Consider the following 26,749-nt stretch of genomic DNA (forward strand, 5'->3'; position numbering starts at 1 on the left):
GCGAGCCCAAGGGGTCAGGTCGCGGGCAGGGTGATGCGGATGATGGTGGAGTCGCGGGCCCAGCGGTCCGTGAGGTGTTCGGTGTCGGGGGCGTTCAGGCGGTCCTTCGCCAGGGCGGCCACCGCCTCGGGTTCCGTCGACGGGTCGATCACGGTCACCGGCGCGTCGAACTCCACCAGCCGTGCCCCGTTGTCCTTGCTGCGCAGCGTCACATGGACCTCTGAGCGCTCGGCCAGGCCCGGCAACTCCTGCTCGCCGCCTCCGGTCACCAGGTAGACGGCGCCTTCGTGCAGGGTGTGCCAGGCCAGGCGCGGGCGGTCGAGGGTGAGCCAGAGGACGCCGGACTTCTTCGCGCCTTCTTCGATGACGGTCACGCCTTCGACTTTAGCCGTGGATCAACGGCCGGCCAGCTTCCAGGCGGCAGGAAGAAGGCCGGCCGCGAGGGCGATCTTGACGGCGTCGCCGACGAGGAAGGGGACGATGCCCACCGCCACCGCACGGCCGAGGTCCATGCCGGTGATGGCCATGAGGACGGGCAGGCCGAAGGCGTAGATGGCGAGGTTGCCGAGGATCATGGTGCCGACGGTGCGGAGCGGGGTGCGGTCGCCGCCGCGGGCGGCGAGACGGCCGACCAGGACGCCGGCCGCGACGAAGCCGATCACGTAGCCGAACGACGGCACCAGGCCGCCGCCGGCCCACGCGGTGTTGCCGTCGGCGAACCAGGGCACGCCGGCCAGCCCGGCCGCGAGGTACAGCAGCATGCTGAGCGCGGCCCTGTTCATGCCGAGCGACGCGCCCACGAGCAGCGCGGCGAACGTCTGGCCCGAGACCGGCACCGGAGAGCCGGGGATGGGGAAGCTGATCTGGGCGGCCAGGCCGGTCAGTGCCGCGCCGCCGACGATCAGGGCGAGGTCGCGCACGCGCGCGCCCGGCAGCAGGTCGGACAGTACGGCGGGCCGCTCGGCGGCCGAGGGGACAGATGCCATCGGTGATTCACTCCCTTTGCTAGCGTTCGGCCCCTATTGTTGGCAGACGCCGTTGGAGGATCCGTACAGCGGAGACCGACAAAGAAACCATGGCCGCCATAGACAGGACCCCTCCTGTCCAGCCAGCACCGCACCCATTACCGTGTGCGCATGCGATCACGTCGTTCGGTACTCGCGGTGCCCGCCAGCAACCCCCGCTTCCTGGAGAAGGCCCAGACGCTCCCCGCGGACGCGGTCTTCCTCGACCTGGAGGACTCGGTCGCGCCGGCGGCCAAGCCGGAGGCGCGCAAGAACGTCGTGGCCGCGCTGCGTGAGGGCGACTGGAGCGGCAAGGTGCGTACGGTGCGGGTCAACGACCTGACCACGATGTGGACGTACCGGGACGTGATCGAAGTGGTCGAGGGCGCGGGCGGGTTCCTGGACGCGATCATCCTGCCCAAGGTGCAGGACCCGACCGAGGTCGTCTGGCTGGACACGTTGCTCACCCAGATCGAGAAGACGATGGGGTTCGAGGTCGGGCGCATCGGCATCGAGGCGCAGATCGAGAACGCGCGGGGCCTGGTGAACGTGGACGCCATCGCCGGATCGTCCGGGCGGCTGGAGACGCTGGTGTTCGGGCCGGCCGACTTCATGGCCTCGATCAACATGCGCACGCTGGTGGTGGGGGAGCAGCCGCCCGGCTACACCGAGGGTGACGCCTACCACTACATCCTCATGCGCATGCTGATGGCCGCGAGAACACACGATCTGCAGGTCATCGACGGGCCGTACCTGCAGATCAAGGATGTCGAGGGGTACCGGCGCATCGCGCGCAGGGCGGCGGCGCTGGGCTTCGACGGCAAGTGGGTGCTGCATCCGTCGCAGGTCGAGGCGGCCAACGAGGTGTTCTCGCCGGCGCAGGACGACTACGACCACGCCGAGCTGATCCTGGAGGCGTACGAGTACTACACCACCGTGGAGCGGCGCGGCGCGGTCATGCTGGGTGACGAGATGATCGACGAGGCGTCGCGGAAGATGGCGCTGGTCGTGGCGGCCAAGGGGCGGGCCGCCGGGCTGCGCCGTACCACGACGTTCACACCTTGACGCCGATCGTGGTGAAGAACCAGAACGACGAGGTGAGCCAGAGGCCGACCAGCGCGGTGAAGGCCAGGCCGCCGAGGACCGGGAGGGCCCAGCCGGGCAGGCCGCTCTTGGGGCGCGACCAGGAGATCGCGAGCAGCTTCGCGGTGAAGACGCCGTAGAAGAAGCAGCCGAGCAGTGAGTGGATCATGACTCGGGGCACGTCGTACTGCAGGCCGAGCGCGTACAGGCAGTGGAAGGCCACGGGGACGGTCAGGACGAACGCGAGCCGGCCGGACCAGCGGTGCACCGCCGGGTGGATCCGGATCCTGATCTTGCCCCACATGGACAGCGCCGAGATCACCTGGACGAAGGCCAGCACGAACGCGCCGGTCGTCAGCCAGGACTTCATCGCCAGCGCGCCGGAGAACCCGGCCGGGCCCACCGCGAAGCCGGTCGGGGTGTGGGCCCTGCCGTACACGCCGAGGGCGACCATGACCAGGCCACCGATCAGGAAGGGAACCAGCAGCGGGGTGAGGCCGCCTCGGCGGGGCTCGACGGCGGTCATGAGATCTCCTCGATGTCCTGCGGGTAGAGCGTGGTGTCGCCCAGGCGCACCGGTGCGTTGGGGCGTGTGGTGTCGAGGGTGGGCGCGGGGGTCTTCTTCTCCCCTTCCACGGCCAGGCCCACCTGGTAGAAGCCGTTGCCGTCCGGCCTCCGCAGCATGATCCAGCCGGCCTTGATCTGCGCGCCCCTGACCACCGCGCTCGCGCGGTAGAGGCCGGAGGGCTTCTTCACCAGCGGCGCGGAGAAGTCCCAGGTCTTGCCGCCGAGAGCCAGTTCGCCCGCGGCCTTGCCGCCGCCGAGCGCCGCGGTGACGTTCGCCTCGCCGAAGCCTTCGAGGTCGATCGTGCCGTCGGCGGCCCTGCCCTTGAACCAGGCCTCGGTCCTGCCGTCGCAGAAGTAGGCGATGGCCTTGCCGTTCCGCACGGAGATCGCGAGGAGGCCGCCCTTGACGCGGGTGGCGTAGTCGGCGCGCGCCGGAGTGGGCTTCGCGGTCGCGGTTTCTGCCGGAGGTGGCGGCTCGGTGGCCGCATCGGTGGTCGGCGCCGCGGAGGCGGCCGCGGCGGTCTCTCGGGCCGCCGGGGTCGCGGTGACGCTGGCGACACCGAGCCCGGCGAAGAGCACCGCGCCCGCCGCCAGGGTGATGACAGGTCCCAGCCTTGACATGACATGGCTCCCAGGGTCGAAACGTCTTACGCCCCAAGAATCCGCGCGTTTCGGCAGCCCGTCTGTGAACTAATGCTCACCCGCCGGACAGAATGATGGAATGCAGGAGAACCAGATACCGCACGGCCAGCCACACCCGCAGCCGGGTCCCTACCCGCCGCCCGCGCCGCGGCAGCCCTGGTTCCTGCCCACGCCACGCGGCGCCCGCTACGACCACCTGGCCCGCAACGGCGCCGGCGAGCTCTGGCGCCCGATCGTCGGCACGTTGGTGGTCGGCGTCGCGTTCTTCCTGGTGGGGCTGATCGTCCTGCTGGCGGGCACGGTCCTGTCGCTGGTCCTCGGGATGCCCCAGCCGGCGAAGCCGGAGCAGCTTTTCGGCGATCCGCTGTTCGGGCTGGTGTTCCTGCTGCTGTCGATCGCGGCCGTGCTCCCGGTCGTCTACGGTACGGCGGCGCTCATCCAACGCCGCAGGCCCGGCACGCTCTCCTCGGTCGCCGGCCGGTTGCGGTGGTCGTGGATGCTCATGTGCGGCGGCGTGGCGATCCTGGCCCTGATCCTGGGGCAGGTCGCCCAGCTCGCGGTGTTCGTGCTGACCGGCGAGGGGACGGACGAGGTCTTCAAGTGGGCCGGGTGGAGCGGGTTCGTCCCCGCGCTGGTGATCATTTTGCTGCTGGTGCCGTTCCAGGCGGCGACCGAGGAGTACATGTTCCGCGGGTGGCTGCTGCAGGCGTTCGGGTCTCGGCTGAACAACCCGTGGTGGGGGATCGTCATCGGGTCGGTGCTGTTCGCCTCGCTGCACGGTTACACGTGGGTGGGGCTGATCGACGTGTTCAGCTTCGGGGTGGTGACCGGGTTCCTGGCGGTGCGTACCGGGGGGCTGGAGGCGCCGATCGCGATGCACGTGGTCAACAACGTCCTGGCGTTCGGGGTCAGCGCGGCGGCGGGGGAACTGGATAAGGCGCTGGAGCAGGGGGCGGTGCCCTGGCAGGCGCTGGCGGGGACGGTGGTGCAGTTGAGCGTGTACACGCTGGGGGTGCTGTTTCTCTCACGAAAGCGGTCAGTCAACGCTTTTTCGGGATAAATCGCAAAGTGGTGCTATGAATCTCACTAGAGAGGTCTCGCCAATCCGGGCTGGGCGTGTTGCTCTGGAATGCGTGGGTGTTGCCGGGATTCCGGAGGTGATCATCTCTGTGGGATGGGGTAGAGGTACCTGCGTGCGCTAGATCGGTTTTTATGCCGACATAGGCAGCCGATGAGGACGGCATAACTGGAACGGTCCGGCCCCCCGACGAGGAGGTGCTACGCGTGGCCTCCGGCCCCAGCGAACCGCCCCGGCACCCGCCGGACGACGACGAGCCGCGCCCTCCGGAGGAGCCGAGGATCCGGCACACTCCACCGGGCCCCACCGACGACCGGGCCCGCGGCGTACCGCTCGCCTCGCCCTGGGGGCTGCCTCCCTTCGCCTCGCCCACCCCCGAGGACGAACCCCCCGAACCCCCGAAGGGCCGCCGGCCCTACAGCTCGCCCACCGCGGAACCGGAGACCGAACCCCGCCGCCGCCCCCGCCGCATCGTCAGCCACCCCGACAAGCTCGTCGCCTCCGGCCCACCCCGCCCCCTCCCCACCCCGCCGTCCCCACCAGAGGCGGGCACGCGAGGAGAGCGGAGGCCGCCTGAGGTCGCGGCGTCGTCCGAGTGGGAAACGGGCGAGGAGACCCAGCCCGGTGTGCGGGCGCGGGGGGCGCAGCCGTACCAGAACCTGCGGCCGGCCGAGCCCCAGCCGCAGCGGGAGGGCATGGTCCCGCCCGCCTGGAGGGGCGGCGCCGAGGACGAGGTCGCCCGGTGGAGCGGCGAGGACGTGCCCGGCTACCGTGCGGCGTCGGCAGACGAGCCACTGGCCGAGGACGAACGTGGCGTCTCCGGCCGGGATGAGCGTGCGAGGCCGGGCGCGGACGAGCCGGTACGACGGGTGGGGCGGCCGCCGGCCGGTCGGCCCACGCGGCCCGATCTGCTCGTGGCCTCCGGCCCCGACCGGCAGGGACGGCATCACCGCGGCCAGGCGCCCGCCGCGTTCCGCAGGGCCGGCCCGCTACGGCGGCGGCGGGGGGTGCTCCGGCCGGTGGCGTTCGTGCTCGCCCTGGCCGTCGCCCTGAGCGCGGGCATCCTGGGATGGCGTTGGTGGAGCACCAGCGGGCCGGGCACCCAGACGGGCCTGCGGCTGGAGGCGGCGGCGGGACGCTCGGGCGACGAGGTGTTCACGGTGGCCGGCGCGGGCGACGGCTCCAACCAGAAGCTCAACGCCATGGCCTCGGCGGGCAAGACGGTCGTGGCCGTCGGCAGTGACACGACGAGCCCGACGCCGCGCCCGTTGTTCCTGTACTCGCAGGACAGCGGCAAGAGCTGGCGCCTCGGCACCGCGGGCGCGTCCACCAGCGCCACCGCCACCCGGGTCACCGGCGGCGCGGGCCGCTGGCTGGCGGCGGGCGGCGACGAGACCGGCGTCGAGCACGGCCTGTGGACCAGCACCGACGGCGCCACCTGGGCCGCCGTCGAGCCCGCTGCCCTGGACGACGCCTTCAGGAAGGGCGACTACGTCCACGACATCGCGCGGACGGCCTCCGGGTTCGTGGCGGCCGGCCGTACCGCGAGAGAGGACGGCTCGACCGGGCCCGCGGCATGGCAGTCTCCTGACGGGCGGAGCTGGCAGCGCATCGACCTGCGCGGGCTTGAGGCGGGCGAGTTCCGCGCGGTCGTGGCGCGCGGCGACATCGTGCTGGCGCTCGCGCAGCCGGCGCAGGGTGAGGGCTCGCGTGTCGTGCGCTCGGTGGACGGCGGCCTCACCTGGCAGGCGACCGGCTTCCAGCTTCCCGAGGCGGAGCCGAGGGCGGGTTCGCTGGCGGTGCTGGGCAAGCAGTTCGTGCTGGTGCCGATCAGGCGCCCGCCGGTCGGCGGCCAGGTGCGGGTCTACTGCTCGCCCAGCGGCGCCGACTGGGGCCAGTGCGGCACGATCAACCTCGGCGGCCGGAGTCCGGGCGTCGAGACCACCATCTCGTACGGCGGCGGCGTCGCGGTGGTCAGCCCGGACGGGCCGGACAAGTACACGGTGCTGGCCACCACCAACGCCCGCACCTGGACCAAGCGCGCCGACCTCGGCAACCTGGCAGGAGCCTCGCTGCGCGGCTTCACCATGACCGACACCGGACTGCTGTTCGGCGGCGGGGACCAGGCGGCAGCGGACGTGGGCAACCAGCTCGTGCTGATGTCCGCCCCGGCCAAGGGCAGCGCTTCGCGCGTACCGCTGTCCGGGATCGAGGGGTTGTCGCGGATCGCCCGTGAGACGACCCGCCTGGCCGCCGCGAAGGGCCAGTACGTCGCGGTCGGCGCGGCCTCGGGCGACGCCGGGGTCTGGACCAGCAAGGACTGGCAGAACTGGACCTCCACCAGCCTGGGCGGCCCACGCCGTCAGATGCTCAACGACGTCGTGTACGGCCGGCGCGGCTGGCTGGCCGCCGGCGCCACCGAGTCGGGCACCTCGGCCACCGACCCGCTGATCGTGACCAGCGCCGACGGCCGTACCTGGAAGCAGGCGCCCGCGCCCGCCAGAGCCGACGGCCACACCTACCTGGACGTGCAGTCGGTCGCCGCCGACGACAAGGGCTACATCCTGGCCGGCGAGGACCGAGGTCCGAGCTCGGCGGGCGTGGCCATCTGGTTCACGCCTGACCTGCGCAAGTTCACCCGAAGCCAGAAGCTGCCCCAGGGCGGCGCCGGGGTGCGCATCTTCGACCTGGCGGCCACCCCGGACGGCTACGCGGCCGTGGGCAGCTCGGGCGCGGGCGAGCAGGAGAGCGCGGTCGTCTGGACGTCGAAGGACGGGCTCAACTGGACCCCGCGCAAGCGCCCGTCGCCGCCGGACGCCTCCTCGGCGGGGCTGCGGCAGGTGGTGGCCTTCGGAGACATGCTGGTGGCGACCGGTACGGCGCAGCTCGGCGGGACGTCCAGGGCGTTCGCCGCCTCCTCGGAGGACGGCGGGGCGAGCTGGCGGTACGCGTGGCTGCCGGCCGAGCGGGCGGCGGCGGTCCACGACCTGGCGGCCGGTGAGAACGGTCTGGTGGCCGTGGGCTGGCACGGTCAGCCCGGCGGGGCCGACAGCGCCGCCTGGATCTCGGCCGACGGGCAGACCTGGGCCAGGCAGGACCTCAAGGACCCGCGGCTGCTGGGCGACGGCATGCAGTGGCTGGCGGCGGTCACGACCAGCGGCGCCCAGGTGGTGGCCTTGGGCCGGTCGACCACGTACACGGCCGACCACCTGACCCTGTGGACGTTCCGCCTGGCCGGTTAGGTCATCGGGGGAGGACGTTCCACGAGGTCAGGGTGGCCAGCAGGCCGTCGGTCAGCGGGAGGCCGGTGAGGTCGGCGGCGGTGCACCAGCGGGCGTCCTTGGCGTCGTCGCCGGGGACGAGCTCGCCGCCGGTGGGGGTGGCGAGGTAGTCGCGGATCTCGTAGACGGTCTGCCCTGGGCCCGGTCGGTCGACGGCGCCGGTCAGCGGGCCCGGGGTGATGGTGAGGCCGGTTTCTTCGCGGATCTCGCGGATGAGGGCGTCGTGGTCGGTTTCGCCGGGGTTGACGCGGCCGCCGGGCAACGACCACAGGCCTTCGCCGGGCGGGTGGCCGCGCTGGATGAGCAGCAGGCGTCCAAACTCATCGAAAACTATCGCTCCGACACAATTTACGCGCACAACTCCAAGATTACGACGGGATAACGGCCTGTGCTCTTGACTGGACCGTGCCCGACGACGCACCGTGGGTAGCTGTGAGAGCGGCTCCAACGTGTCCACGGTGTTTTGGCCCGCTTCATGCGCCCAGTGTGTGGTCGAGCGCCTGGCGGTGCGCCGCGCACGGGGACGTCCTGCCCTACCAGCCACCGTGGCAGCCGTCCGCCGGCGCGGCGGACGAACTGCGCAAGTCATCCAGAGTGCCGGTGTGGCTGCCGTGGCCGCTGCCGCCCGGGTGGCTGGTCACGGGGTTCGCCGAGGCGGGTGATGACCGTAGCGGCGGGCGGGCCAGTGTCGTGGCGCTCGGCGGCCCGTCGGTGACGAGCGGCCCCGCCGATCTGCTGGTCATCGCCGAGGAACCCGGAGTGGGCCTCGGCGCCGCCTTCGCCGGTCTGGACGGCCCCGACCCCGGCGAGGGCTTCGACTCCGGTCCGCCGAACGCCAAGATCGACGTGCTCGGCCATCCGAGCGCCCTGTGGTGCGTGAACGGCGCCGCCGACCGGGCCGTCTACGCCGGTGAGGCCATGGGCAACTGGCTGTGGACCATCGCCTGGCCCGCCGAGGCCGGCTGCCTGATCGCGCTGCTGCAGCTCAGCCTGCGCGACCTGCGCGAGCATGACCTCGACCTGCCCTTCGGTGCTTTCTCCCCGCGCCTGGAGGACTAAGATCGGCAGCATCTCCCCCAACCGGCAGTTGGGGGAGCGGTGTCCGGCACCAGGTTCTTCGTCGAGGCGTTCGTGACGATGTTCGTCATCATGGACCCGCCCGGCGTGATCCCCCTCTTCCTCGCCTACACCAGCGGCCGCTCCCCGCGGGAACGCCGGCGCATCGCCTGGCAGGCGGCGGTGACCGCCTTCTGCCTGATCGTGGTCTTCGCGGTGTTCGGGCAGGCGATCCTGGCGTACCTGCACGTCGAGGTGGCCGCCATGCAGATCGCCGGCGGCCTGCTGCTCCTCCTGGTCGCGCTGGAACTGCTGCGCGGGGTCTCCCAGCCGTCGAGCGAGAGCATGCGCTCGAACGTCAACGTGGCGCTCGTGCCGCTGGGCACGCCCCTGCTGGCCGGGCCGGGCGCGATCGTGGCGACCATCGTCTTCGCCCAGCAGGCGGGGAGCCGGCCGGGCGGGATCCTCGCGCTCGGGCTGGCCATCGCGGCGGTGCATCTGGTGCTGTGGGTGTTCATGCGGTTCTCGGTGAGCATCATCCGCGTCATCAAGGAGAACGGCGTGGAGCTGGTGACCAGGATCGCCGGCCTGCTGCTGTCGGCGCTGGCGGTGCAGCTCATCATCAACGCGATCAGGGCATTGCTGGCTTGACAGGAGATCCGAACAGGCGGGACACGGCGTACTGGAAGAAAACTCAGTATTGTTCGTGGCGTGACAGCGCGTATCGAGCGAGTGGTGACCGAGGGCGTCGTCGACGTCGACGGCGTGGAGTACAAGGTCGAGAACAACACGTGGATCGTGGGTGACGACGACGAGGTGATCGTCGTCGATCCCGCACGGGACGCGGAGAAGATTCTCGAGCAGGTCGGCGAACGGGAGGTGCTGGCCGTCATCTGCACGCACGGCCTGCCCGACCACGTCGGCGCGGCGATCGAGGTGGCCAGCAGAGACGAGGCCGTCGTCGCGCTGCACCCCAAGGACAAGCCCCTGTGGCGGGAGACCTGGTCGGAGACCTGGCCGGACATCGACATGGAGGACGACGGCATCTTCGGTGTCGCCGACGTCCAGCTCGACGTCATGGAGACGCCCGGCGTCACCCCCGGCGGCGTCTCGCTGTACTGCGAGGCGCTCGAAGTGGTCTTCACCGGCAAGTCGTTGCAGGCCGACGGCCCCGGCAAGCTGGCCGGGGAGTACCCGCGGCTGGCCGACCAGCTGACCGCGATCGGCGGCCGGCTGTTCACGCTCCCGCATGCCACGCGCATCCTGGCCAACCACGGTGACGAGGTCACCGTCGGCGACCTGGAGCCCCACTTCGACGACTGGGTCTCCGGTTCGCTCACGAGGGTCGAGACCGGCGAGGTGGCCACCGAGGGCCCGCTGACCGACGCGTCCAAGATCGCCGGGATCAAGCTCAACCCGGACAAGTGAGCGTGCAGGACCAGCTTCCGCTCGAAGGGATGCCGCGGCGGCTCTACTCGGCCACGCCGTCGCGGCTCAACGCGTGGCTCGACTGCCGCCGCCGCTACCGGTTCACCTATCTTGACCGGCCGCAGCCCGCCAAGGGGCCCGCGTGGGCGCACAACTCCGTGGGCGCGAGCGTGCACAACGCGCTGGCGGGGTGGTGGCGGGAGCCGTACGAGCGGAGGACGCCGCTGACGGCGGCGATCCTGCTCACCAACGGGTGGATCACCGAGGGCTTCAGGGACGGCGAGCAGTCGGCGCAGTGGCTCGGCCGGGCCCGCGACCTCGTTTCCGGATATGTCGCCACTCTGGATCCATCGGATGATCCGGTGGGGGTTGAGCGCACCGTCGCCACGCGGACCAAGGTCATCGCCGTCTCCGGCCGGATCGACCGCCTCGACCGGCGCGGTGACGAACTCGTCGTGGTCGACTACAAGACCGGCCGCCGGCCTCTCACCCAGGACGACGCGCGGTCCTCGCTCGCGCTGGCCATCTACGCGATCGCGGCGTCCAGGATGATGCGCACCCCGTGTTACTCGGTCGAACTCCACCACCTGCCGACCGGCGAGATCGTCGAGTGGCGCCACACGGACGACACCCTGCGCCGCCACCTGTCGCGGGCCGAGGAGATGGCCGTGGAGGCCGCCGACGCCGACGAGCGCTACCGTGCGGCCCTTTCCGACGTCCCCGCGCCGCGTTCCGGCTCTGGTGCCGGTACGGCCGGCCGTACCGCTCCCAGGGCCCCGCGGCCCCAGGCCGACGGCGCGCTCCAGCCCGCCACCGGTGGGCAGAGGACGGCGGTGTCGGCGGAACTGGACGACCTGTTCGCGCCGAGCCCGGGGCCGATCTGCGGCTGGTGCGACTTCCGCCGCCACTGCCCCGAGGGCCAGGCGGCCGCCCAGGAGCGCCGCCCTTGGGACGGCCTCGCCGACTGACCTTCCCCCGGGTCTGCGCACGGGATCTTGGAGGCTGTGGCGCCCAAGCGGCTGGGGCCACTCTGGTCGCGTGGGGAGATGGCGCCCTCCAGCAAGACGGTCGCTCGGTGGGTGGGACCGGGTAGACATCCGATGATGACCGCGCGTGGGGGGCCTTTTGGCGGGATCGGGTGAAATTTCGGGCGATAGATCCGATCACAGGGATTGACGGAACGCCTCTGCCGAAGTCAGATCGTGGGTAACCCCCCGTTTCGCACGGAAGGCAGGTGCACATGGCTCAGCCCAAGGACCCCGGCAAGAAGCAGCCGCCGAGGACCCACTCCAAGAAGGTCCGCACCCGCGGCGAGGAGACCACCTGGCACAAGCCCGACTACCAGGTCGTCGAGGCGTCGATGGAGATGTCCGCTTACTTCCTCGCCACCAGGTAACCGGACGCCATGCGCCTGCAGGTGCTCGGCACCGCCGCGGGCGGCGGCGTACCCCAGTGGAACTGCGCGTGTCCCGGTTGCGCCGGGGCGCGCGCACACCCCGCCTGGCGCCGCCGTCACGCCAGCCTGGCCGTCCAGCTCCCCGGCCGTGTCGCCGTCGTCAACGCCACCCCGGACATCGCCGCGCAGATCGAGGACTGCCCCTGGTCGGCGCCCGACCGCGACCACGCGCCGCTCGTGGTGCTCACCGACGCCGAGCTCGACCACACCCTCGGGCTCCTGCGGTTGCGCGAGGCCGCCTCCCTGGACGTCGCCGCCACCATCCCGGTACGGCAGGCGCTGCGCCCATTCGAGGAGATCCTGCGCCCGTACGCCCCCATCCGCTGGCACTCCATGGACACGATCGCCGAACCGATCCCGGTCTCCGCCAAACGCCCCCGCTACGCCGCCGCCGAGGAGGCGGACGGCGCGTGGGTCTCGGCACTGAGGTTCACCGACGGCACGTCGACCGTCGTGTACGCGCCCGCCATGGGAGTGTGGACACCGGAGCTGGACACCGCGTTCAGGGACGCCGACTGCGTGATCATCGATGGTACGTTCTGGGACGACGAGGAGCCGCGCCGTACCGGCATATCCAGCAAAACGGCGACCGGCATGGGGCACCTCCCGATCGAGGACACCATGGAACGCCTCGCCGCGCTGCCCGGCCGACGCCTGTACACCCATCTCAACAACACCAACCCCCTCGTCGACCCGGACGCGCTCCACCACAAGGTGCTGGCCGAGCTGGGCGTCGAGGTGGCCGCCGACGGAATGGTGATCGAGCTGTGAACCCCTTCGAGGCCGAGCTCCGGGCGGTGCCCGAGCAGCGCTACCACCACCTGCACCCGTTCAACCTGCGGATGCACGCGGGCGAGTTGTCCCGGGAGGAGCTGCGCGGCTGGATCCTGAACCGCTTCCACTACCAGCGCCACATCCCCATCAAAGACGCACACGTCCTCGCCAAACTCCCCACCTCGGACCTGCGCCGCACGTGGCTGCGCCGTATCCAGGACCACGACGGCAGGGCTCCCGGCGAAGGCGGGATCGAACGATGGCTCCGTCTGGGCGAAGCGGCCGGACTCGACCGCAAGGAGCTGCTGTCGGGCGAAGGCGTCCTTCCCGGGGTACGGCTCGCCGTCGACGGCTACGTCAACCTGTGCCGCCACGGCACCCTGCTGGAGGCGGTCGCCGCATCGTTGACCGAACTGTTCGCCCCCGACCTGATGCGCACCAGGATCGCCGCCTTCGAGAAGCACTACCCGTGGATCGACGCCGAGGGCCTGCGCTACTTCCAGATCCGCGTCCGGCAGGGCCGCCAGGACAGCGGAGAAGCCCTGGCGCTGGTGCTCGACTGGGCGCGCAGCCGTACGGACGAGGAGAAGGCGGTGGCGGCGCTGCGCTTCAAGTGCGACGTCCTGTGGGCGCTGCTGGACGCGGTGGACGGAGCCTACCGATGACCGACTGGCGCCCCGCCCTGTCCCGCTCGGCCATGCTGCGCCACTGTCCGGTACGGCAGGCCGAACTGCTCATCGTGCCCGAACGGATCGTGGTCCTGAACGACGAGGCGGCCGAGATCGTCGGCCTGTGCGACGGCAGGCGGACCGTGGCGGAGATCGTCGCGGAGTTTCCCGCGGAGGCGGGTGAGGACGTGACCGAGTTCCTGGACCGGGTCCACGCCGAGGGATGGCTCCAATGACCCGGCCCACAACCGGCCCGGCGCCCTCAACCCAACTCACCCCCGGCCCGGTGGCCCCTGCCCAACCCGCCTCCGGCCCGCCCGGCACCGGCGGCTCGGCTGCCCCCGGCCCGGCGCCCTCTGCCCAACCCGCTCCCGGTCCGGTGGCCCCTGCCCAACCCGCCTCCGGCCCGCCCGGCACCGGCAGCTCGGCTGCCCCCGGCCCGGCGCCCTCTGCCCAACCCGCTCCCGGTCCGGTGGCGGCCTCCCGCCCGCCCGCCTCTGTCCCGCCCGGCTCCGGCCCTCCTGCCTGTGTCCCGCCCGGCTCCGGGTCGGCTGTCTCTGGCTCGGTGGGGGGCTTGGCGGTGGCTGGTGAGGTGGTGGCCGCTTCTAGCCCCACGAAGGTGGCACCGCCCTGGGCCATGCTGGCGGAGCTGACCCATGGGTGTCCGTTGCGGTGTCCCTACTGTTCCAACCCCACGGAACTGGTGGCCAGGGCGGCGGAGCTGGACACCGGGGAGTGGGCCCGGGTGTTCGAGGAGGCCGCGGCCCTGGGCGTCGTGCACGCGCACCTGTCCGGCGGCGAGCCGCTGCTGCGGCGGGATCTGGTGGAGATCGTCGGGGCGGCGCGCGGGGCCGGGGTGTTCACGCAGCTGGTCACCAGCGGTGTCGGGCTGGCGGGGCGGCGGGTGGCCGAGCTGGTCGAGGCGGGGCTGCACAGCGTGCAGTTGTCGGTGCAGGCGGCCCAGCCGGACGAGTCCGACCGGATCGCGGGGCGGCGTAGCTTCATGGCCAAGGAACTGGCGGCGGCGGCCGTGGTGGAGGCCGGGCTGCCGCTGGGTGTCAACGTGGTGCTGCACCGGCACAACCTCGACCGGATCGAGGACCTGATCGAGCTGGGCATCGCCTGGGGCGCGGAGAGGATCGAGCTGGCCAACACGCAGTTCTACGGGTGGGGGCTGCTCAACAGAGAGGCGCTCCTGCCGACAAGGGAGCAGCTTTCCCGCGCCGAGTCGATAGTCACGAAATATCGGGAAAAGACGGGCGTTGAGTTGATCTGGGTTATTCCGGATTACTTCGACGGCGTGCCCAAGCCGTGCATGGGCGGGTGGGGGGCGATCTCGATCACCGTGGCGCCCGACGGGCGGGTTCTGCCCTGTCCAGCCGCCTACGATCTGCCGCTCGACCTGCCCAATGTCCGTGAGCATGCCCTGAGCTGGATCTGGGAGCACTCCGCCGCGTTCAACGCCTACCGTGGCACCGCCTGGATGGCGGAGCCGTGTGAGAGCTGCCCGCGCAAGGAGCTCGACTTCGGGGGCTGCCGCTGCCAGACGTACGCGCTGACCGGCGACGCCGCCAGGACCGACCCGGCCTGCGGCCTCTCGCCCGACCACCACCTGATCACCCGCCTGAGCGCCGGCTCGCCCGACCACCATCTGATCACCCGGCTGAGCGCCAAGGAGAAGCCGTTCGTCTACCGGGAGCTCAAGCGGCCGCCCAGCGCCGCGGATCCGTCAGGCCCTTGAGCCCCTTGCGCACGTCGTAGCCGAGCACGCCGAGCCGGTCGCGCGAGGCATGCAGCATCCGCCGGGTCGACGGCATGAACGCGCGATCGTGCACCGGCTCCGGCAACGCGTTCATGGCCAGGCTGAACGCCCGCAGCCCCGCGGTCACCGCCGCCTGCGGCACCTCGGGCAGCGTGCGGTACATGCTCCGTGCCCACGACGGCAGCGTGTAGTAGCACAGGGCGCCGAAGGGGAAGTAGACCGGTTTGCCCGGCGAGAGCATCCGCATCTCCTTGGGCAGCCGGGGCCAGAGCAGGAAGCGTACGGTGGCGGCCGACTCCTCGATGACGCGCAGCTTGGGGCGGATCTCCTTGAAGTAGGCGGCCATCTCCGCCTGCGAGCCGGGCACGTCCTCCGGGTGCAGGCCGACGTAGGTGGCGCTCTTGCGCTGTTCGTGCAGGTACTGGTCGGCTTGGCGGCCGGTGAGGGCGAGGCCGCCCCGCCGTACCACCTCCAGGTAGGACGAGACCTCCGCGCAGTGCACCCAGAGCAGCAACTCGGGGTCGTCCACGCGGTGTGTGCGGCCCTCGTCGGTGATGCGCAGCGAGCGGTGGATGCCGCGCACGCGGCGGCCGATCGCGTCGGCCTCGGCCGGGGTGCCGAACGTGGTGCGGCCGACGAAGTCCGCGGTGCGGCGCAGGCGGCCGAAGGGGTCGTCCTGGAAGTTGGAGTTCTGCCAGACGCCGCGCATGGCCAGCGGGTGGAGCGCCTGGAGCATGAGCCCGCGTACGCCGCCCACCCACATGCACCGGTCGAGGTGGACCTGCCAGGTGGCGCTCTGCGGCCGCTGGACGACGATCTCTTCGATGCTCGCCATAGTAAGTAGATAATTACATGGCATTGGATCCTATGTCCAAGATGCCGATTCGGCCGCGTTCCAGAACCGTACGAGCGCCTGCGCGGTCGTCTCCGGGGCCTCCACGGCGGGGGAGTGGACCGCGCCCGGCACCACCATGCGCTCCGCGCCGAGCCGGGCGGCCATGTGACGCTGGACGTCGACGGGCCAGCCGTCGTCGTGCTCGCCGAACAGCACGAGGGTCGGCACCTCGATCTGGCGTAGTTCCTCGGTGCGGTCGTGCATGGACAGCACCTCCTCGGCCATCCGGGCCAGGCCCGTCGGCGAGTTGGCCAGCAGCCGCTTGCGCAGGAACGTCACGATCTCGTCGGGAACGCCGTTGGCCAGCGCCTCGGGTTCGATCCTGGTGTGCCAGATGTGTTCGAGACCGTGCTCGGGAAGATCCTTCATGATCTTGCGGCCGTTGTGCGCACGCTGACCGGTGATCGCCGAGGGGCCCGAGCTCATGAGCGTGAACGAGGCGAACTTGGTCCGCCCGTCGATCACCGCCTCGCGCGCCACCAGCCCGCCGAAGGAGTGGCCGACCAGGTGGACCGGTTCGCCATGGCCGATCGCCTGCGCGATCGCGTCCACGTCGGCGCCGAGCGCGCCGCAGGTGTAGGCCTCGGGGTCGTCGGGACCGGGTGTCTCGTACTGTCCGCGAAGGTCGATCGCCAGCACCCGGCGGCCCGACTGCGCCAGCGTCTGCATGACCGCGATGAAGTCTTCCTTGCTCCCGGTCAGCCCCGGCACCAGCAGCGCCGGCCAGCGCTCCACGACGCCGCTCACCGGCAGTGCCTCCAGGGCCGCGAACGCGCCCAGCGGCGTCTCGACGCGCTGCGGGACGACGCCAGGTGGCAGGTTCAGGAATCGCGGCGTACTCACGTGGGGCAACAATACCCAGAGGTCAAGGCGACAACACCGGCTAACCAGGTACGCCGGTGCGAGTTCTGGGGAGTTGTGCGGTATGAGCAAGGTTGAGATCCGGCCCGCAGACTCGTGGGCGGACGTGGAGGGCGTCTTCGGCCCCAACGGCGCGTACGGCGGCTGCTGGTGCATGTGGTTCCGCGCCACGAACACCGGCTTCCGCGCCTGGCCCCAGGAGGAACGGCGCGAGCGCCTGCGCGAGCTGGTCGAGTCGGACGCGCCCGCTCCGGGCCTGGTCGGCTACCTCGACGGCGCCCCGGCCGGCTGGGTGGCGCTGGCACCGCGCGAGGACTACACCCGGCTGGCCCGCTCGCCCGTCACGAAGCCGCAGGACCCCGGAGAGACCGGCGTGTGGGCCGTCACCTGCTTCTACGTCACCCGAGCCGGTCGCGGCCACGGCATCCCCGCCGCTCTGCTGCGCGAGGCCGTCTCCTACGCCCGTGCCGCAGGGGCCCGCGTCCTGGAGGGCTACCCCACGGACACGGGCCGCAAGCTGCAGGCCTCCGAGCGATACCACGGCTGGCTGTCCCTGTTCACCGGCGCCGGATTCACCGAGACCGCCCGCCCCACCCCGACCCGCCCGGTCGTGCGCATCACCCTCTGACCTCACCCGATACAGCCCATACCGCGAACGTCTCGCTCACCGCCCAGGCGAACCCCGGGATGCGTCGAGAGCGGCGGACTCCTTCTCGTCCAGCGGTTCCTACAGGGGGCGGAAGCCGTACCGGAACGAGAAAAGGCGCGCGTCCCAGAAGGACGCGCGCCTGGAATCGGCGGTGAGGCTAGCCTGCCCGGCGACGGTTGTTGCCGCCGCCACCACCGCCACCACGCGGGGAGCGGTTGCCACGGCGCTGGGCCTGGCGCTCCGAAGCAGCGGACGGGGCGATGTCGTCGTCGTCCGTGGCCAGGTCGGGTGACTGGAAGATCACCGTGAACGGGTTCGGCGGGATGATGCGCTCGTGCTCCACACGGACCTCCTGCACGCGCTCGGGCGCGCGCTCCGGTGCCCGCTCGGGCTCCGGCTCGGGCTCTTGCGCCTGCTCCACGACGGGGCGGGCCTGGGTGAGCGCGCCGCCGATGGCCTCGGCCGCACCCCCACGGGCGCGGGTACGGCGAGCGGGCCTGACGGGCGGCTCCTCCACCTCGGCGAGTACGTCACCGGCGACCGGCTCAGCGGCCACGGCGGCGATCTCGTCGTGAGAGATGATGGCCGGAGTCTCCTCGCTCCTGCGCGGCCGGCGGCGCCTGTCCATGCTCTCGCCCTCCACGATCTGCACAGTCTCCACGGTCTCCGCGACCTCGGTGCTCTCCTCGGCCGAACGCCCGGCACGCGTGCGACGGCGCTGGCGCGGCGCGCGGGGCGGGCGCTCTTCGCGCTCGTCCTTGCGGCCGTCACGCTCGTCCTTGCGACGGCTTCTGAGGCGGGACTTTCCGATCTCGCCCAGGTCTTCGAGCTGCTCGGCCGCGAGGCCGGCCCGGGAGCGGCTGGCGTGGGGCAGCACGCCCTTGGTGCCCTCGGGGATGCTCAGCTCGGTGAAGACGTGGGGCGAGGTGGAGTAGGTCTCCTCGGGCTCGGCGAAGTCGAGTCCGAGCATGTTGTTGATCATCTTCCAGCGGGTCAGCTCCTCCCACTCGACGAACGTGACCGAGATGCCCGTCTTGCCCGCGCGGCCGGTACGGCCGACGCGGTGGACGTAGGTCTTGTCGTCGGTGGGGGCGTCGTAGTTGACCACGTGGGTGACGTCGTCGATGTCGATGCCCCGCGCGGCCACGTCGGTGGCCACCAGGACGTCGATCTTGCCGTTGCGGAAGGCGCGCAGCGCCTGCTCGCGCTGGCCCTGGCCCAGGTCGCCGTGTACGGCCGCCACCGCGAAACCGCGGGTGTCGAGCTGCTCGGCGACCATGTCGCAGGCGCGCTTGGTCTCACAGAAGACCATGGTCAGACCGCGGCCGTCCGCCTGCAGCAGGCGGGCGACGATCTCGATCTTGTCCATGCGGTGCACGCGCCAGACGAGCTGGCGTACCTGCGGCGTGGTCTCGCCCTCGCCGGAGTCGTGCTCGGCGCGGACGTGGGTGGGCCGGTTGAGGTACTTGCGCGACAAGGCGACGATCTCACCGGGCATGGTCGCGGAGAACAGCATCGTCTGCCGCTCGTCCGGGATCAGCTTGAAGATGCGCTCGATGTCGGGCAGGAAGCCCAGGTCGAGCATGCGGTCGGCCTCGTCCAGGACCAGCGAGCCAATCTGGCTGAGGTCGAGGTGCTTCTGCTTGACGAGGTCGAGCAGACGGCCGGGGGTGCCGACGATGACGTCGACGCCGGCCTTCAGGGCCTCGATCTGCGGCTCGTACGCGCGCCCGCCGTACACGGTGAGCACGCGGGAGCCGAGCTTGCCCGCGGCGGTCACGAGGTCCTCGCTGACCTGGATGGCCAGCTCGCGGGTGGGCACGACGACGAGGCCGCGCGGCTTCTTGCGGTTCTTGCGCGGCTTGCCGATGCTCTGCAGCATCGCGATGCCGAACGCGTAGGTCTTGCCGGTGCCCGTACGGGCCTGGCCGATGACGTCCTGGCCGCTCAGTGCGAGCGGGAGCGCCATCTCCTGAATCGGGAACGGTTGGATGATGCCCTCGGTCTCGAGCGCATCAGCGATCTCTGGTGTGACTCCGAGGTCTCGGAAAGTCGTCAGCGTGGCCTGCCTCAGTCTCAAATGAAGGCGGGCCTGCCGGGACCAGCGGGTCAGTTCAGTAACCAGGGTCCTCGCGGTAGAGCCAGCCCTCTCGCGTCATCGCGACCGCAGGCCCGGGGAGCGGGGAGCATCGGGAGAGAACCCCCCGAATTCACACAGTGCGGTCGCACTTTCACAGAGCAGTGTACTCGATACCACAACGCTGGCCGAGTTTGCGGATGTTCCCGAAGTACGCTGCCTTTCATGAATGAGTCCCTTGGTGTCGCGGATCTCCTTGGTGTGCTGGCCTATGCGGAGTTGAGCGCCTTCCTGCAACTCACCGAAGATGCCGGGCAGTTCGCACCGACACTGAGCGACCGGGCCGCGCTGAGCGAGCTCGCCGTGTCCGAGTTCGGACACTTCCAGCTCGTCCGCGACAAGCTCATCGAACTCGGCGCCGACCCTGACCGGGCCATGGCGCCCTTCGTCGAGGCCCTGGACGGCTGGCACGTCCAGACCCGGCCGGGCGACTGGCTGGAAGCGCTGGTCAAGGCGTACGTGGGCACCGGCATCGCCCTGGACTTCTACCGCGAGGCCGCCCGCCACCTGGACCCCTCGATCGCCCGGCTGGTCGACGAGGTCGTCGCCGACCAGGAGCGCTCCGAGTTCGCCGTCGAGCGGGTACGCGCCGCCGTCGCGGCCGACCCGTCGGTCGCGGGAAAGCTCGCCCTGTGGGCCCGTCGCCTGGTCGGCGAGGCGCTCAGCCAGGGCCAGCGGGTGGCCGCCGCCCGTCCGGAGCTGGCACAGCTGCTCGTCGAGGCCGTGGCCGACGACCAGGCGGAGATCTCCCGCCTGTTCGCCCGCCTGACCGAGCAGCACGGCAAGCGGATGGCCGCGCTCGGAATCTGATCCTGCGCTTAGGGCGGCGCGAGGGTACGAAACGGTTGTACCGTGCGGTCATGAGGGCCACGCGCCGCTACGGCAGCTGCTTGACCAGATGCGCGCAGAACCGCTGGACCGCACGACCCGTGATGCGCCGTCAAAGTGCCCAGTGCCCCGCTGTGGACCTCCGACATGCGCCCGTGCCGCGACGGCGCGGCCGCTGGTGCCGATGGCGCTGCCCGTGAGGTGTGGGGGGCCGGTGAGCCCCCCACATGGACGCGGCTCGAAGCCGCCTCCCGCCCCATGGGGATCAGTGGAGGACCGACCGGTTAGAGCGTGCCGCCGAAGCCGACCGGGCGCTGCTCGTCCTCGCCGATCTCGACGAAGCCAAGGGACGCCACGGGGACTATGACGCGCCTGCCCTTCGCGTCGGTGATGGCGAAGACGCCGCGATCGGCGGCCAGGGCGTTTCTGATCTCCTCTTCCACCTGTTCGGCGGTGAGGTCGGTTTCGACAACGATCTCACGGTGTACGGAACGTACGCCGATCTTGACTTCCATCGTGGTGCTCCCTTTCGACGGGCCTGGGTCCATCGTCGTCGCTCCGCTTCACGGAAGCGCCGGTAATCGCGCCCAGCGAACGGGTTACGCCGTACGCGGAAAAACCCCACGCCGTACGGGGCACACCGCCACAGTCCTACGTCGTGCGGGGGAAGCCGCTGATACCGCGCCAGGCCAGCCGCGCCATCAGCTGCTCGGCGGCGTCCTTGGGGATCGAGCCGTGCGTGGTCACCCAGTAGCGGGCGCTGACCTCGGCCATGCCCACCAGGCCGACGCCCAGCAGGTGCGCCTCTTCGCTTGAGCAGCCCGTGTCCTCCTGGATCACGGCGCTGACCATCTCCGCGCACTCGCGCAGCGAGCGCTCCACCCGCTGGCGGACCGGGGCCACGTTGCGCAGGTCGGACTCGAAGACCAGCCGGAACGCCTCACCCTGGCTGGAGACGAAGTCGAAGAACGCGCTGAAGGTGGCCTGCACGCGCAGTTTGTTCTCGTGGGTGGAGGCCAGGGCCTCGCGGCAGCGGCCCACCATGTCGTCGACGTGGAGGTCGAGCAGCGCGAGGTACAGCTCCAGCTTGCCGGGGAAGTGCTGGTAGAGCACCGGCTTGCTGACGCCTGCCCGATCGGCGATCTCGTCCATGGCGGCCGCGTGGTAGCCGTTCTCGACGAACACTTCCTGCGCGGCGCTGAGCAGCTGCCGGCGGCGGGCGAGTCGGGGCAGCCGGGTGCCCCGGGGCTTGGCGTCCGGGGTAGCGGTCACGCGCGTCTCCAGTGGTCTTCGAACATCCGGGTTGGGACATCCTACGTGCGGGTAACCGCCCCGCGGGTGCGGGCGTCAGCGATAGTCGTCGTCATCGTCGTAGGTGACGACGCGGTCCTGCTCGGCGGCGTCGCCCGGGTCGACGTCGATCGGGTACTCCCTGCGCCCGTCGTTCCCCGCCTCGTCGCGCAGCCGGCGGCGCTGTTCGGCGGCGTCGGCCTCCGGTGCCTCGGGCGAAAGCTCGTCATCCTCGTCGAAGGGGAGGTCGTCCCCACGTACGTCCATCTCCGACATCTCAGGTCCCCTTTTCCTGTGTGGACGGATCCAGCCTACGCTCAGGTGAAAAGGTCGCCATGTTCCTCCACGCGGGCGAGTACGTCGGCGGAGGTGAACACCAGGTCGTCCGGCCTCTCGCAGGCTTCGACCTCCGACCACAGCAGCGGTGTCGAGACCGTCGGGCGCTGCCTGGCACGCAGGGAGTACGGCGCGACGGTGGTCTTGGCCGGGTTGTTCTGGCTCCAGTCGATGAAGACCTTGCCGGGCCTGGCCTTCCTGGTCATCACGCTGACCACGAGCTTGGGCGCCTCCTTCTCCAGGAGCCTGGCCAGGTCCTTGGCGTAGGCCGAGGGCTCCTGGCGGCCGTCCCACGCGGCGTACAACTGCATGCCCTTGTTTCCGCTGGTCTTGGGACGGGCGGTGAGGCCGTCGGCGGCGAGCACCTCGCGCAGCATGAGCGCCACCCGGCAGCATTCGACGATCGTGGCCGGCGGGCCCGGGTCGAGGTCGAAGACGAGCGTGTCGGGGTCGATCGCCTCGCCGTCCCCGGTCACGCGCCACTGGGGCACGTGGAGTTCGAGCGCGGCCAGGTTGGCGTAGTAGACGAGGCTGGGCAGGTCCTCGATGACGGCGAAGTCGATGGTGTCGCGGTTCATGCTGCTGCCGGGGACGGGCACGGTGACGCGCCTGAGCCAGCCGGGGACGTGGCTGGGCGCGTTCTTCTCGAAGAAGTACTTGCCGTCCACGCCGTTCGGGTAGCGCTTTACGGTGAGCGGGCGGCCCTCCAGGTGCGGGAGCAGGACGGGGGCGACCCGCGAGTAGTAGTCGATGACCTCGGCCTTGGTGAAGCCGACCTCGGGGTAGAGCACCTTGCCGAGGTTGCTCAGGACGAGCTCGCGCCCGTCCACCCGCACGGGCGTCTTGGAGCTCACAGCTGTACCTCCGCGGGTATCTTGTCCGGTCGCAGTCCCCGCCAGACCGGGTGTCGCAGCCGTATCTCATCGGTCACCATCGTGTAGGCCACCTCCCCGACCAGATCGGGTCTAACCCAGTGATTGCGCCAAGGGACCGGATTGACGAACGGGCTGCGCGCGATCTCCAGCGGCCGCAGCATCGCGAGGAGCTCGTCCAGCGTGGCCTCGGTGAACCCGGTCCCGACGTGCCCCACGTAGGTGAGCCCATCGCCGGTGAACACGCCCATGAGCAGCGAGCCGATCCCGCCCGCCCGGCGGCCCTTGCCGGGTTTCCAGCCGCCGACGACGACCTCGCGCGTGCTCAGGTTCTTGACCTTGACCCACCACGGCGTGCGCACGCCCGGCCTGTAGGGGGAGTCGAGGCGCTTGGCGACGACCCCCTCAAGGCCCTGCTCGTGCGTGGCGCCGAGCAGGTCGGAGTCTCCGGGGAAGTACGGCGGCGCCCCGATGTCCAGGTCGTCGAGCAGCGCCCGCCGGTCGCGGTAGGGCAGGTCGAACAGCGGCATGCCGTCCAGGAAGAGCAGGTCGAAGGGCATGTACGTCACGGGGTAGAGCTCCAGCATCCTGGGCTCGGGATCGGTGAGGTGCATGCGCCGCTGGAGGCGTTCGAAGCTGGGCAGCCCCCGGTGGTCGAGGGCGACGACCTCGCCGTCGATGATGACGCCGCGCAGGCCGTAGGAGGAGATCTCGGGGTAGCGGCGGGTGTACTCGGCGCCGTGCCGGCCGGAGACGCGCAGCCCGCCGTCGAGGTGGATGAGCGCCCGGATGCCGTCCCACTTGACCTCGAGCCCATACAGCTCGCGTTCAGCGGGAAGATCCCCGGCCATGGCGAGCATAGGTTCGACCGGGTATGGCATTGGTTGGCCCATGACGGGTATGTGCCCATACGGTGAGCCCTGCTATCGATGAGGAGTGCCCATGCGCGCCATATGGAAAGGTGCGATCTCGTTTGGGCTGGTCACGATCCCGGTGAAGCTCTACTCCGCGACCGAGCAGAAGGACGTCACCTTCCACCAGGTGCACCGCGAGGACGGCGGCCGGATCCGCTACAAGCGCGTGTGCACGATCGACGGTGAGGAAGTGGCCTACGCCGACATCGCCAAGGGGTACGAGCTGGCGACCGGCGAGATCGTGGTGCTCACCGACGAGGACTTCGAGGACCTGCCGCTGACCACCTCGCGGCGGATCGACGTGCTGCAGTTCGCGCCGGCCGAGCAGATCGACCCGATCTACTTCGCCAAGTCCTACTACCTGGAGCCCGACGGGCAGGGCGGCAAGCCGTACGTGCTGCTGCGGACCGCGTTGGAGAGTTCCGGGCAGGTGGCGGTGGTGAAGGTGGCGCTGCGCCAGCGTGAGTCGCTGGCCACGCTGCGGGTGCGCGACGGGGTGTTCGTGCTGGAGACGATGCTCTGGCCCGACGAGATCCGTACGCCCGACTTCGGTTTCCTCGAAGAGGACATCGACGTACGGCCGCAGGAGCTCAAGATGGCCGAGTCGCTCATCACCACGATGGAGGCGGACTTCGACCCGACCGAGTACCACGACACCTACCGCGAAGCGCTGCAGCAGGTGATCGAGGCGAAGGTCGCGGGCAAGGAGGTCATCGCGCCCGCGGGTGGCGAGGAGGAGGCCGGGCCCGCCGTGGACCTGATGGCCGCCCTGCGGGCCAGCGTCGAGGCCGCCAAGCGCGAACGGGGCGAGCCCGCCAAGCCGAAGAAGGCCGCATCCGCCGCTGCTTCGTCCGGGAAGGACGAGAAGGAGGAGGCGGAGAAAGCTTCGCGCAAACGGAAATCCAGGAAATCCGCCTGAGCGCTGCTTTCTCCGCCGCTCCGTCGCCAGGCTGGAGACATTTGTCTCCACACACATGTTGGGAGGGGGCCCCATTTCCTGGGGCCCCCTTTTTTCTATTGCGGGTGGCTTTCGTTACCAGACGAAGTGCCGCGTGCGAACGCAGCCGCGCTCGCGGTGGACCCTCCAGCCCCGCCAGTGCTTGAAGTTGAGGTGTGCCTTGTTGACGTAGTGGCCCCGACGAATGGCGCCCGCAGGGCCGGCGAAGAGGCAGCGACCGCGCCACTCCGAGAAGCCGACGCTGGAGGCGCTGGCGCTGATGCCGACGCTGGAAGCGCTGGCGTTCGCGGCGGTGGTCGATCCGAGGCCCAGGACGCCGCCCGCAAGGGCGGTGCTGAGCGCAGCGGCCGTGAGCATCCTCTTGACTGTGGACATGATGTGCTTCCCCTTGACGGTCTCTTGCAACTTCAGGCACTGTGCCGGATTTATCTGGCTAATGCCCGGGATGGTTCTTACTTCTAGAGCCATCCTGGTTGTCAGAATTTCCGACCATTCATGATCATAAACTGCGGCCGGGATGGTTTTGCCACTCATAAACCCTGAGATTGCATTTATTGACACGTCTTCTCACACTATGTCCCGATTTGTCCCGGGCACGCGGAAATTGCTCGGGTGGGTTCTGGGGATATGTCGGCATACTTCGGGGGGCCCAAAGGGCATGGCGAGGCCGCGGAACCGGAGGTCCCGCGGCCTCGCCGTGGCACGTCTACCTAAGACGCGGCACTACTGCAGCCACTTGTTCTTCGGGAAGTGCTTCGTGTGGCCCTTGGCGCAGAGGCCGGCGCCGCCCTTCTTGTACTTCTTGCCGGGGCAGAACTTCTTGTTCGCCCGCCAGTGGCCGGCGAAGTAGCGGGCGGTCGGCTTGTGGCTCTCCAGCTTGTACGAGCACTTCCTGCCGTTGAGCCAGCAGCGGTGGAACTTGCCCTTGGACTTGGCGGCCGTGAAGCTGGTGGCCGCGCTGGCGGCGCTGGTGGTGGTCGCGGCTCCGAGGGCGAGCGTGCCGCCGGCGAGGGCGGTCGCGAGCGCCGCCGCCGCGAGCGTGGATTTGAACTTGGACATCGTGCTTCCCCCTGTTGGTCTGCACTCGTGTGCCCCGGCCGCAGAGATGGCGCGACCTTGCTGGGCATCCTGCTGCCAGGATTTCCAGCCATTCATGCCCATAAACGGCAATCTATGCCTTTTATTCTCTATTTATGTGACTTCGACTCGTTTTTAACTATATATACAGGTTTATCCTTAAATGTCATGATTGATGACATGCACTCGGGGCAGGCGGCTAACGTGGAAGGGCCGAGGGAAGGGGCGTTTCCGTGAAGCAGCAGCCGATTCCGCACTGGCCGGGACGCATGGTCGGCCCGGTGCATGTCCGCTCGACCCCCGAAGGGGCGCCGGAGAAGGCCGTGTTCGTCCATGGGCTGGCGGGTTCGGCCACCAACTGGACCGACCTCATGGACGAGCTCAAGGACGTCGTCACCGGCTACGCGCTCGACCTGCCCGGCGCCGGCTACTCCCCGGCCCCGGCCGACGGCGACTACTCCGTCGACGCCCACGCCCGCGCCGTCATCGGCCTGCTGGAAGAGGTCGGCCCCGCGCACCTGTTCGGCAACTCACTCGGCGGCGCCGTCGCCGTGCGCGTCGCCGCCCTCCGCTCCGACCTGGTCCGCTCGCTCACCCTCGTCTCACCCGCGCTCCCCGACCTCCTGCCCAGGTACGGCCCCGCCCGCGTGGCAGCCGCCGCCACGCCCCGGATCGGAGAGTGGGTGGCCGGCAAGCTCACGCTCGTCCCCGCCGCCCAGCGGGTCAACGCCACGTTCGCGATGGTCTGGGCCGACGCCGGCAGGGTCCACCCCGACCGGCTCAGCGAGGCGATCGAGGAACTGCGCCGCAGAGACGGCCTCTCGCACACCGCCCCCTCGATGATCGGCTCCGCCCGCGGCATCGTCGCCGAGTACTTCCGCCGCGGCGCCGACAACCTCTGGAACCAGGCGGCCCGCGTCGTCGCGCCCACCCTGGTCATCTACGGCAAACTCGACCGGCTCGTCCGTCCCGCGATGGCCGCGAAGGCCTGCCGTACGTTCAGGCAGGTCAGGTTGGTCCTGCTGCCGCGCGTCGGGCACGTCGCGCAGATGGAGCGGCCCGACGTCGTGGCCGCGGAGGCCCGCCGTCTGATCGGTGAGACGCGATTGGGGAATGCCCCACTGGCCAGCTAG

The 26,749-nt window shown here is 70.4% G+C and carries 31 protein-coding genes; 16 read left to right on the plus strand and 15 right to left on the minus strand.

Translation table 11 applies throughout. The annotated features are described in order from the left end of the window. Positions 1-14 precede the first annotated feature (14 nt). Both ACIBKY_RS23440 and ACIBKY_RS23445 read right to left on the minus strand, forming a co-directional pair. The gene (locus ACIBKY_RS23440) at positions 15-374 is read right to left on the minus strand and encodes a hypothetical protein (protein ID WP_397099305.1); all 360 of its coding nucleotides are present in this window, start codon (positions 372-374) and stop codon (positions 15-17) included. A gap of 21 nt (positions 375-395) precedes the next feature. Continuing rightward, entirely contained in the window at positions 396-986 is a 591-nt protein-coding gene (locus ACIBKY_RS23445; RefSeq protein ID WP_397099307.1) for a biotin transporter BioY, read from the minus strand. A 150-nt stretch (positions 987-1,136) separates the two neighbouring features. Here ACIBKY_RS23445 and ACIBKY_RS23450 point away from each other — a divergent pair, with 150 nt between their 5' ends. After that, entirely contained in the window at positions 1,137-2,069 is a 933-nt protein-coding gene (locus ACIBKY_RS23450; protein ID WP_397099309.1) for an HpcH/HpaI aldolase/citrate lyase family protein, read from the plus strand. On the opposite strand, the gene ACIBKY_RS23455 is transcribed toward ACIBKY_RS23450, so the two are convergent. Continuing rightward, positions 2,059-2,613 carry a DUF6529 family protein gene (locus ACIBKY_RS23455; protein WP_397099310.1) on the minus strand — a complete coding sequence of 185 codons (555 nt, stop codon included), beginning with the start codon at positions 2,611-2,613 and terminating at the stop codon, positions 2,059-2,061. The two genes, ACIBKY_RS23450 and ACIBKY_RS23455, sit on opposite strands and share 11 nt — an antisense overlap. Continuing rightward, on the minus strand, positions 2,610-3,275 hold the full coding sequence (locus ACIBKY_RS23460; protein ID WP_397099312.1) for a hypothetical protein: 666 nt from the start codon (positions 3,273-3,275) through the stop codon (positions 2,610-2,612). Before ACIBKY_RS23460 ends, ACIBKY_RS23455 begins: the two co-directional genes overlap by 4 nt. 100 nt (positions 3,276-3,375) lie before the next feature. On the opposite strand from ACIBKY_RS23460, the gene ACIBKY_RS23465 reads away from it, so the two are divergent. Beyond that, positions 3,376-4,356 carry a lysostaphin resistance A-like protein gene (locus tag ACIBKY_RS23465; RefSeq protein WP_397099314.1) on the plus strand — a complete coding sequence of 327 codons (981 nt, stop codon included), beginning with the start codon at positions 3,376-3,378 and terminating at the stop codon, positions 4,354-4,356. Between the two features lie 224 nt (positions 4,357-4,580). Then, positions 4,581-7,616 carry a hypothetical protein gene (locus ACIBKY_RS23470; RefSeq protein ID WP_397099315.1) on the plus strand — a complete coding sequence of 1,012 codons (3,036 nt, stop codon included), beginning with the start codon at positions 4,581-4,583 and terminating at the stop codon, positions 7,614-7,616. A 1-nt stretch (position 7,617) separates the two neighbouring features. Here ACIBKY_RS23470 and ACIBKY_RS23475 read toward each other — a convergent pair whose 3' ends face one another. After that, positions 7,618-8,013: an NUDIX hydrolase gene (locus tag ACIBKY_RS23475; protein ID WP_397099317.1), complete on the minus strand. Its 396-nt coding sequence runs from the start codon at positions 8,011-8,013 to the stop codon at positions 7,618-7,620. Between the two features lie 74 nt (positions 8,014-8,087). Here ACIBKY_RS23475 and ACIBKY_RS23480 point away from each other — a divergent pair, with 74 nt between their 5' ends. The 9 genes from ACIBKY_RS23480 (at position 8,088) to pqqE (ending at position 14,778) form a co-directional block, all read left to right on the plus strand. Further along, positions 8,088-8,714, plus strand: a complete 627-nt coding sequence (locus tag ACIBKY_RS23480) for a DUF6758 family protein (RefSeq protein ID WP_379636527.1) — start codon at positions 8,088-8,090, stop codon at positions 8,712-8,714. 39 nt (positions 8,715-8,753) lie between these two features. Beyond that, complete coding sequence (locus ACIBKY_RS23485; protein ID WP_397099319.1) at positions 8,754-9,362, plus strand: MarC family protein; 609 nt, start codon at positions 8,754-8,756, stop codon at positions 9,360-9,362. Positions 9,363-9,422: 60 nt separating this feature from the next. Further along, complete coding sequence (locus tag ACIBKY_RS23490) at positions 9,423-10,139, plus strand: MBL fold metallo-hydrolase (protein WP_397099320.1); 717 nt, start codon at positions 9,423-9,425, stop codon at positions 10,137-10,139. After that, positions 10,136-11,107 carry a RecB family exonuclease gene (locus ACIBKY_RS23495; protein ID WP_397099322.1) on the plus strand — a complete coding sequence of 324 codons (972 nt, stop codon included), beginning with the start codon at positions 10,136-10,138 and terminating at the stop codon, positions 11,105-11,107. Before ACIBKY_RS23490 ends, ACIBKY_RS23495 begins: the two co-directional genes overlap by 4 nt. 272 nt (positions 11,108-11,379) lie before the next feature. Then, the gene (locus ACIBKY_RS23500) at positions 11,380-11,535 is read left to right on the plus strand and encodes a pyrroloquinoline quinone precursor peptide PqqA (protein ID WP_184967953.1); all 156 of its coding nucleotides are present in this window, start codon (positions 11,380-11,382) and stop codon (positions 11,533-11,535) included. A 9-nt stretch (positions 11,536-11,544) separates the two neighbouring features. After that, entirely contained in the window at positions 11,545-12,366 is an 822-nt protein-coding gene (pqqB, locus tag ACIBKY_RS23505) for a pyrroloquinoline quinone biosynthesis protein PqqB (protein WP_397099324.1), read from the plus strand. After that, a complete protein-coding gene (gene pqqC, locus ACIBKY_RS23510; protein WP_397099326.1) occupies positions 12,363-13,034 on the plus strand; it encodes a pyrroloquinoline-quinone synthase PqqC in 672 nt (223 codons plus the stop codon). Before pqqB ends, pqqC begins: the two co-directional genes overlap by 4 nt. After that, on the plus strand, positions 13,031-13,273 hold the full coding sequence (gene pqqD / locus ACIBKY_RS23515; RefSeq protein ID WP_397099328.1) for a pyrroloquinoline quinone biosynthesis peptide chaperone PqqD: 243 nt from the start codon (positions 13,031-13,033) through the stop codon (positions 13,271-13,273). Before pqqC ends, pqqD begins: the two co-directional genes overlap by 4 nt. 383 nt (positions 13,274-13,656) lie before the next feature. Continuing rightward, positions 13,657-14,778: a pyrroloquinoline quinone biosynthesis protein PqqE gene (gene pqqE, locus ACIBKY_RS23520; RefSeq protein ID WP_397099330.1), complete on the plus strand. Its 1,122-nt coding sequence runs from the start codon at positions 13,657-13,659 to the stop codon at positions 14,776-14,778. Here the strand turns inward: pqqE and ACIBKY_RS23525 are convergent. After that, the gene (locus ACIBKY_RS23525; protein ID WP_397099332.1) at positions 14,738-15,634 is read right to left on the minus strand and encodes an oxygenase MpaB family protein; all 897 of its coding nucleotides are present in this window, start codon (positions 15,632-15,634) and stop codon (positions 14,738-14,740) included. The two genes, pqqE and ACIBKY_RS23525, sit on opposite strands and share 41 nt — an antisense overlap. Positions 15,635-15,664: 30 nt before the next feature. After that, positions 15,665-16,537: an alpha/beta fold hydrolase gene (locus tag ACIBKY_RS23530; protein WP_397099333.1), complete on the minus strand. Its 873-nt coding sequence runs from the start codon at positions 16,535-16,537 to the stop codon at positions 15,665-15,667. A gap of 82 nt (positions 16,538-16,619) precedes the next feature. Between ACIBKY_RS23530 and ACIBKY_RS23535 the strand changes: the two genes are divergently transcribed. After that, positions 16,620-17,183: a GNAT family N-acetyltransferase gene (locus ACIBKY_RS23535; protein ID WP_397099335.1), complete on the plus strand. Its 564-nt coding sequence runs from the start codon at positions 16,620-16,622 to the stop codon at positions 17,181-17,183. Between the two features lie 178 nt (positions 17,184-17,361). Here ACIBKY_RS23535 and ACIBKY_RS23540 read toward each other — a convergent pair whose 3' ends face one another. Then, the gene (locus ACIBKY_RS23540; protein WP_397099337.1) at positions 17,362-19,173 is read right to left on the minus strand and encodes a DEAD/DEAH box helicase; all 1,812 of its coding nucleotides are present in this window, start codon (positions 19,171-19,173) and stop codon (positions 17,362-17,364) included. 333 nt (positions 19,174-19,506) lie between these two features. Here ACIBKY_RS23540 and ACIBKY_RS23545 point away from each other — a divergent pair, with 333 nt between their 5' ends. Further along, a complete protein-coding gene (locus tag ACIBKY_RS23545; RefSeq protein ID WP_397099338.1) occupies positions 19,507-20,151 on the plus strand; it encodes a ferritin-like fold-containing protein in 645 nt (214 codons plus the stop codon). A 302-nt stretch (positions 20,152-20,453) separates the two neighbouring features. On the opposite strand, the gene ACIBKY_RS23550 is transcribed toward ACIBKY_RS23545, so the two are convergent. From ACIBKY_RS23550 to ligD (ACIBKY_RS23570), 5 genes are all read right to left on the minus strand, one after another. Next, positions 20,454-20,684 (minus strand): DUF3107 domain-containing protein, encoded by a 231-nt coding sequence (locus tag ACIBKY_RS23550; RefSeq protein WP_397099340.1) that lies wholly within the window; start codon positions 20,682-20,684, stop codon positions 20,454-20,456. A gap of 136 nt (positions 20,685-20,820) precedes the next feature. After that, complete coding sequence (locus ACIBKY_RS23555; RefSeq protein WP_184967972.1) at positions 20,821-21,441, minus strand: TetR/AcrR family transcriptional regulator; 621 nt, start codon at positions 21,439-21,441, stop codon at positions 20,821-20,823. A gap of 75 nt (positions 21,442-21,516) precedes the next feature. Next, positions 21,517-21,726 carry a hypothetical protein gene (locus tag ACIBKY_RS23560; protein WP_397099342.1) on the minus strand — a complete coding sequence of 70 codons (210 nt, stop codon included), beginning with the start codon at positions 21,724-21,726 and terminating at the stop codon, positions 21,517-21,519. A gap of 50 nt (positions 21,727-21,776) precedes the next feature. Further along, on the minus strand, positions 21,777-22,649 hold the full coding sequence (gene ligD / locus ACIBKY_RS23565) for a non-homologous end-joining DNA ligase (protein ID WP_397099344.1): 873 nt from the start codon (positions 22,647-22,649) through the stop codon (positions 21,777-21,779). Beyond that, positions 22,646-23,518, minus strand: a complete 873-nt coding sequence (ligD, locus tag ACIBKY_RS23570; RefSeq protein ID WP_397099346.1) for a non-homologous end-joining DNA ligase — start codon at positions 23,516-23,518, stop codon at positions 22,646-22,648. The genes ligD (ACIBKY_RS23565) and ligD (ACIBKY_RS23570) overlap by 4 nt, the downstream gene beginning before the upstream one ends. 91 nt (positions 23,519-23,609) lie before the next feature. Here ligD (ACIBKY_RS23570) and ACIBKY_RS23575 point away from each other — a divergent pair, with 91 nt between their 5' ends. Further along, positions 23,610-24,500: a Ku protein gene (locus tag ACIBKY_RS23575; protein ID WP_397099348.1), complete on the plus strand. Its 891-nt coding sequence runs from the start codon at positions 23,610-23,612 to the stop codon at positions 24,498-24,500. Between the two features lie 114 nt (positions 24,501-24,614). Here ACIBKY_RS23575 and ACIBKY_RS23580 read toward each other — a convergent pair whose 3' ends face one another. Together ACIBKY_RS23580 and ACIBKY_RS23585 are read right to left on the minus strand one after the other, a co-directional pair. Next, on the minus strand, positions 24,615-25,073 hold the full coding sequence (locus tag ACIBKY_RS23580; protein ID WP_397099350.1) for a hypothetical protein: 459 nt from the start codon (positions 25,071-25,073) through the stop codon (positions 24,615-24,617). 189 nt (positions 25,074-25,262) lie between these two features. Continuing rightward, complete coding sequence (locus tag ACIBKY_RS23585) at positions 25,263-25,598, minus strand: hypothetical protein (RefSeq protein WP_397099352.1); 336 nt, start codon at positions 25,596-25,598, stop codon at positions 25,263-25,265. Positions 25,599-25,849: 251 nt separating this feature from the next. Here ACIBKY_RS23585 and ACIBKY_RS23590 point away from each other — a divergent pair, with 251 nt between their 5' ends. Continuing rightward, positions 25,850-26,749 carry an alpha/beta fold hydrolase gene (locus ACIBKY_RS23590; RefSeq protein WP_397099353.1) on the plus strand — a complete coding sequence of 300 codons (900 nt, stop codon included), beginning with the start codon at positions 25,850-25,852 and terminating at the stop codon, positions 26,747-26,749.

It is taken from the genome of Nonomuraea sp. NPDC050394 (assembly GCF_044459065.1).
Taxonomy (GTDB): Bacteria; Actinomycetota; Actinomycetes; order Streptosporangiales; family Streptosporangiaceae; genus Nonomuraea.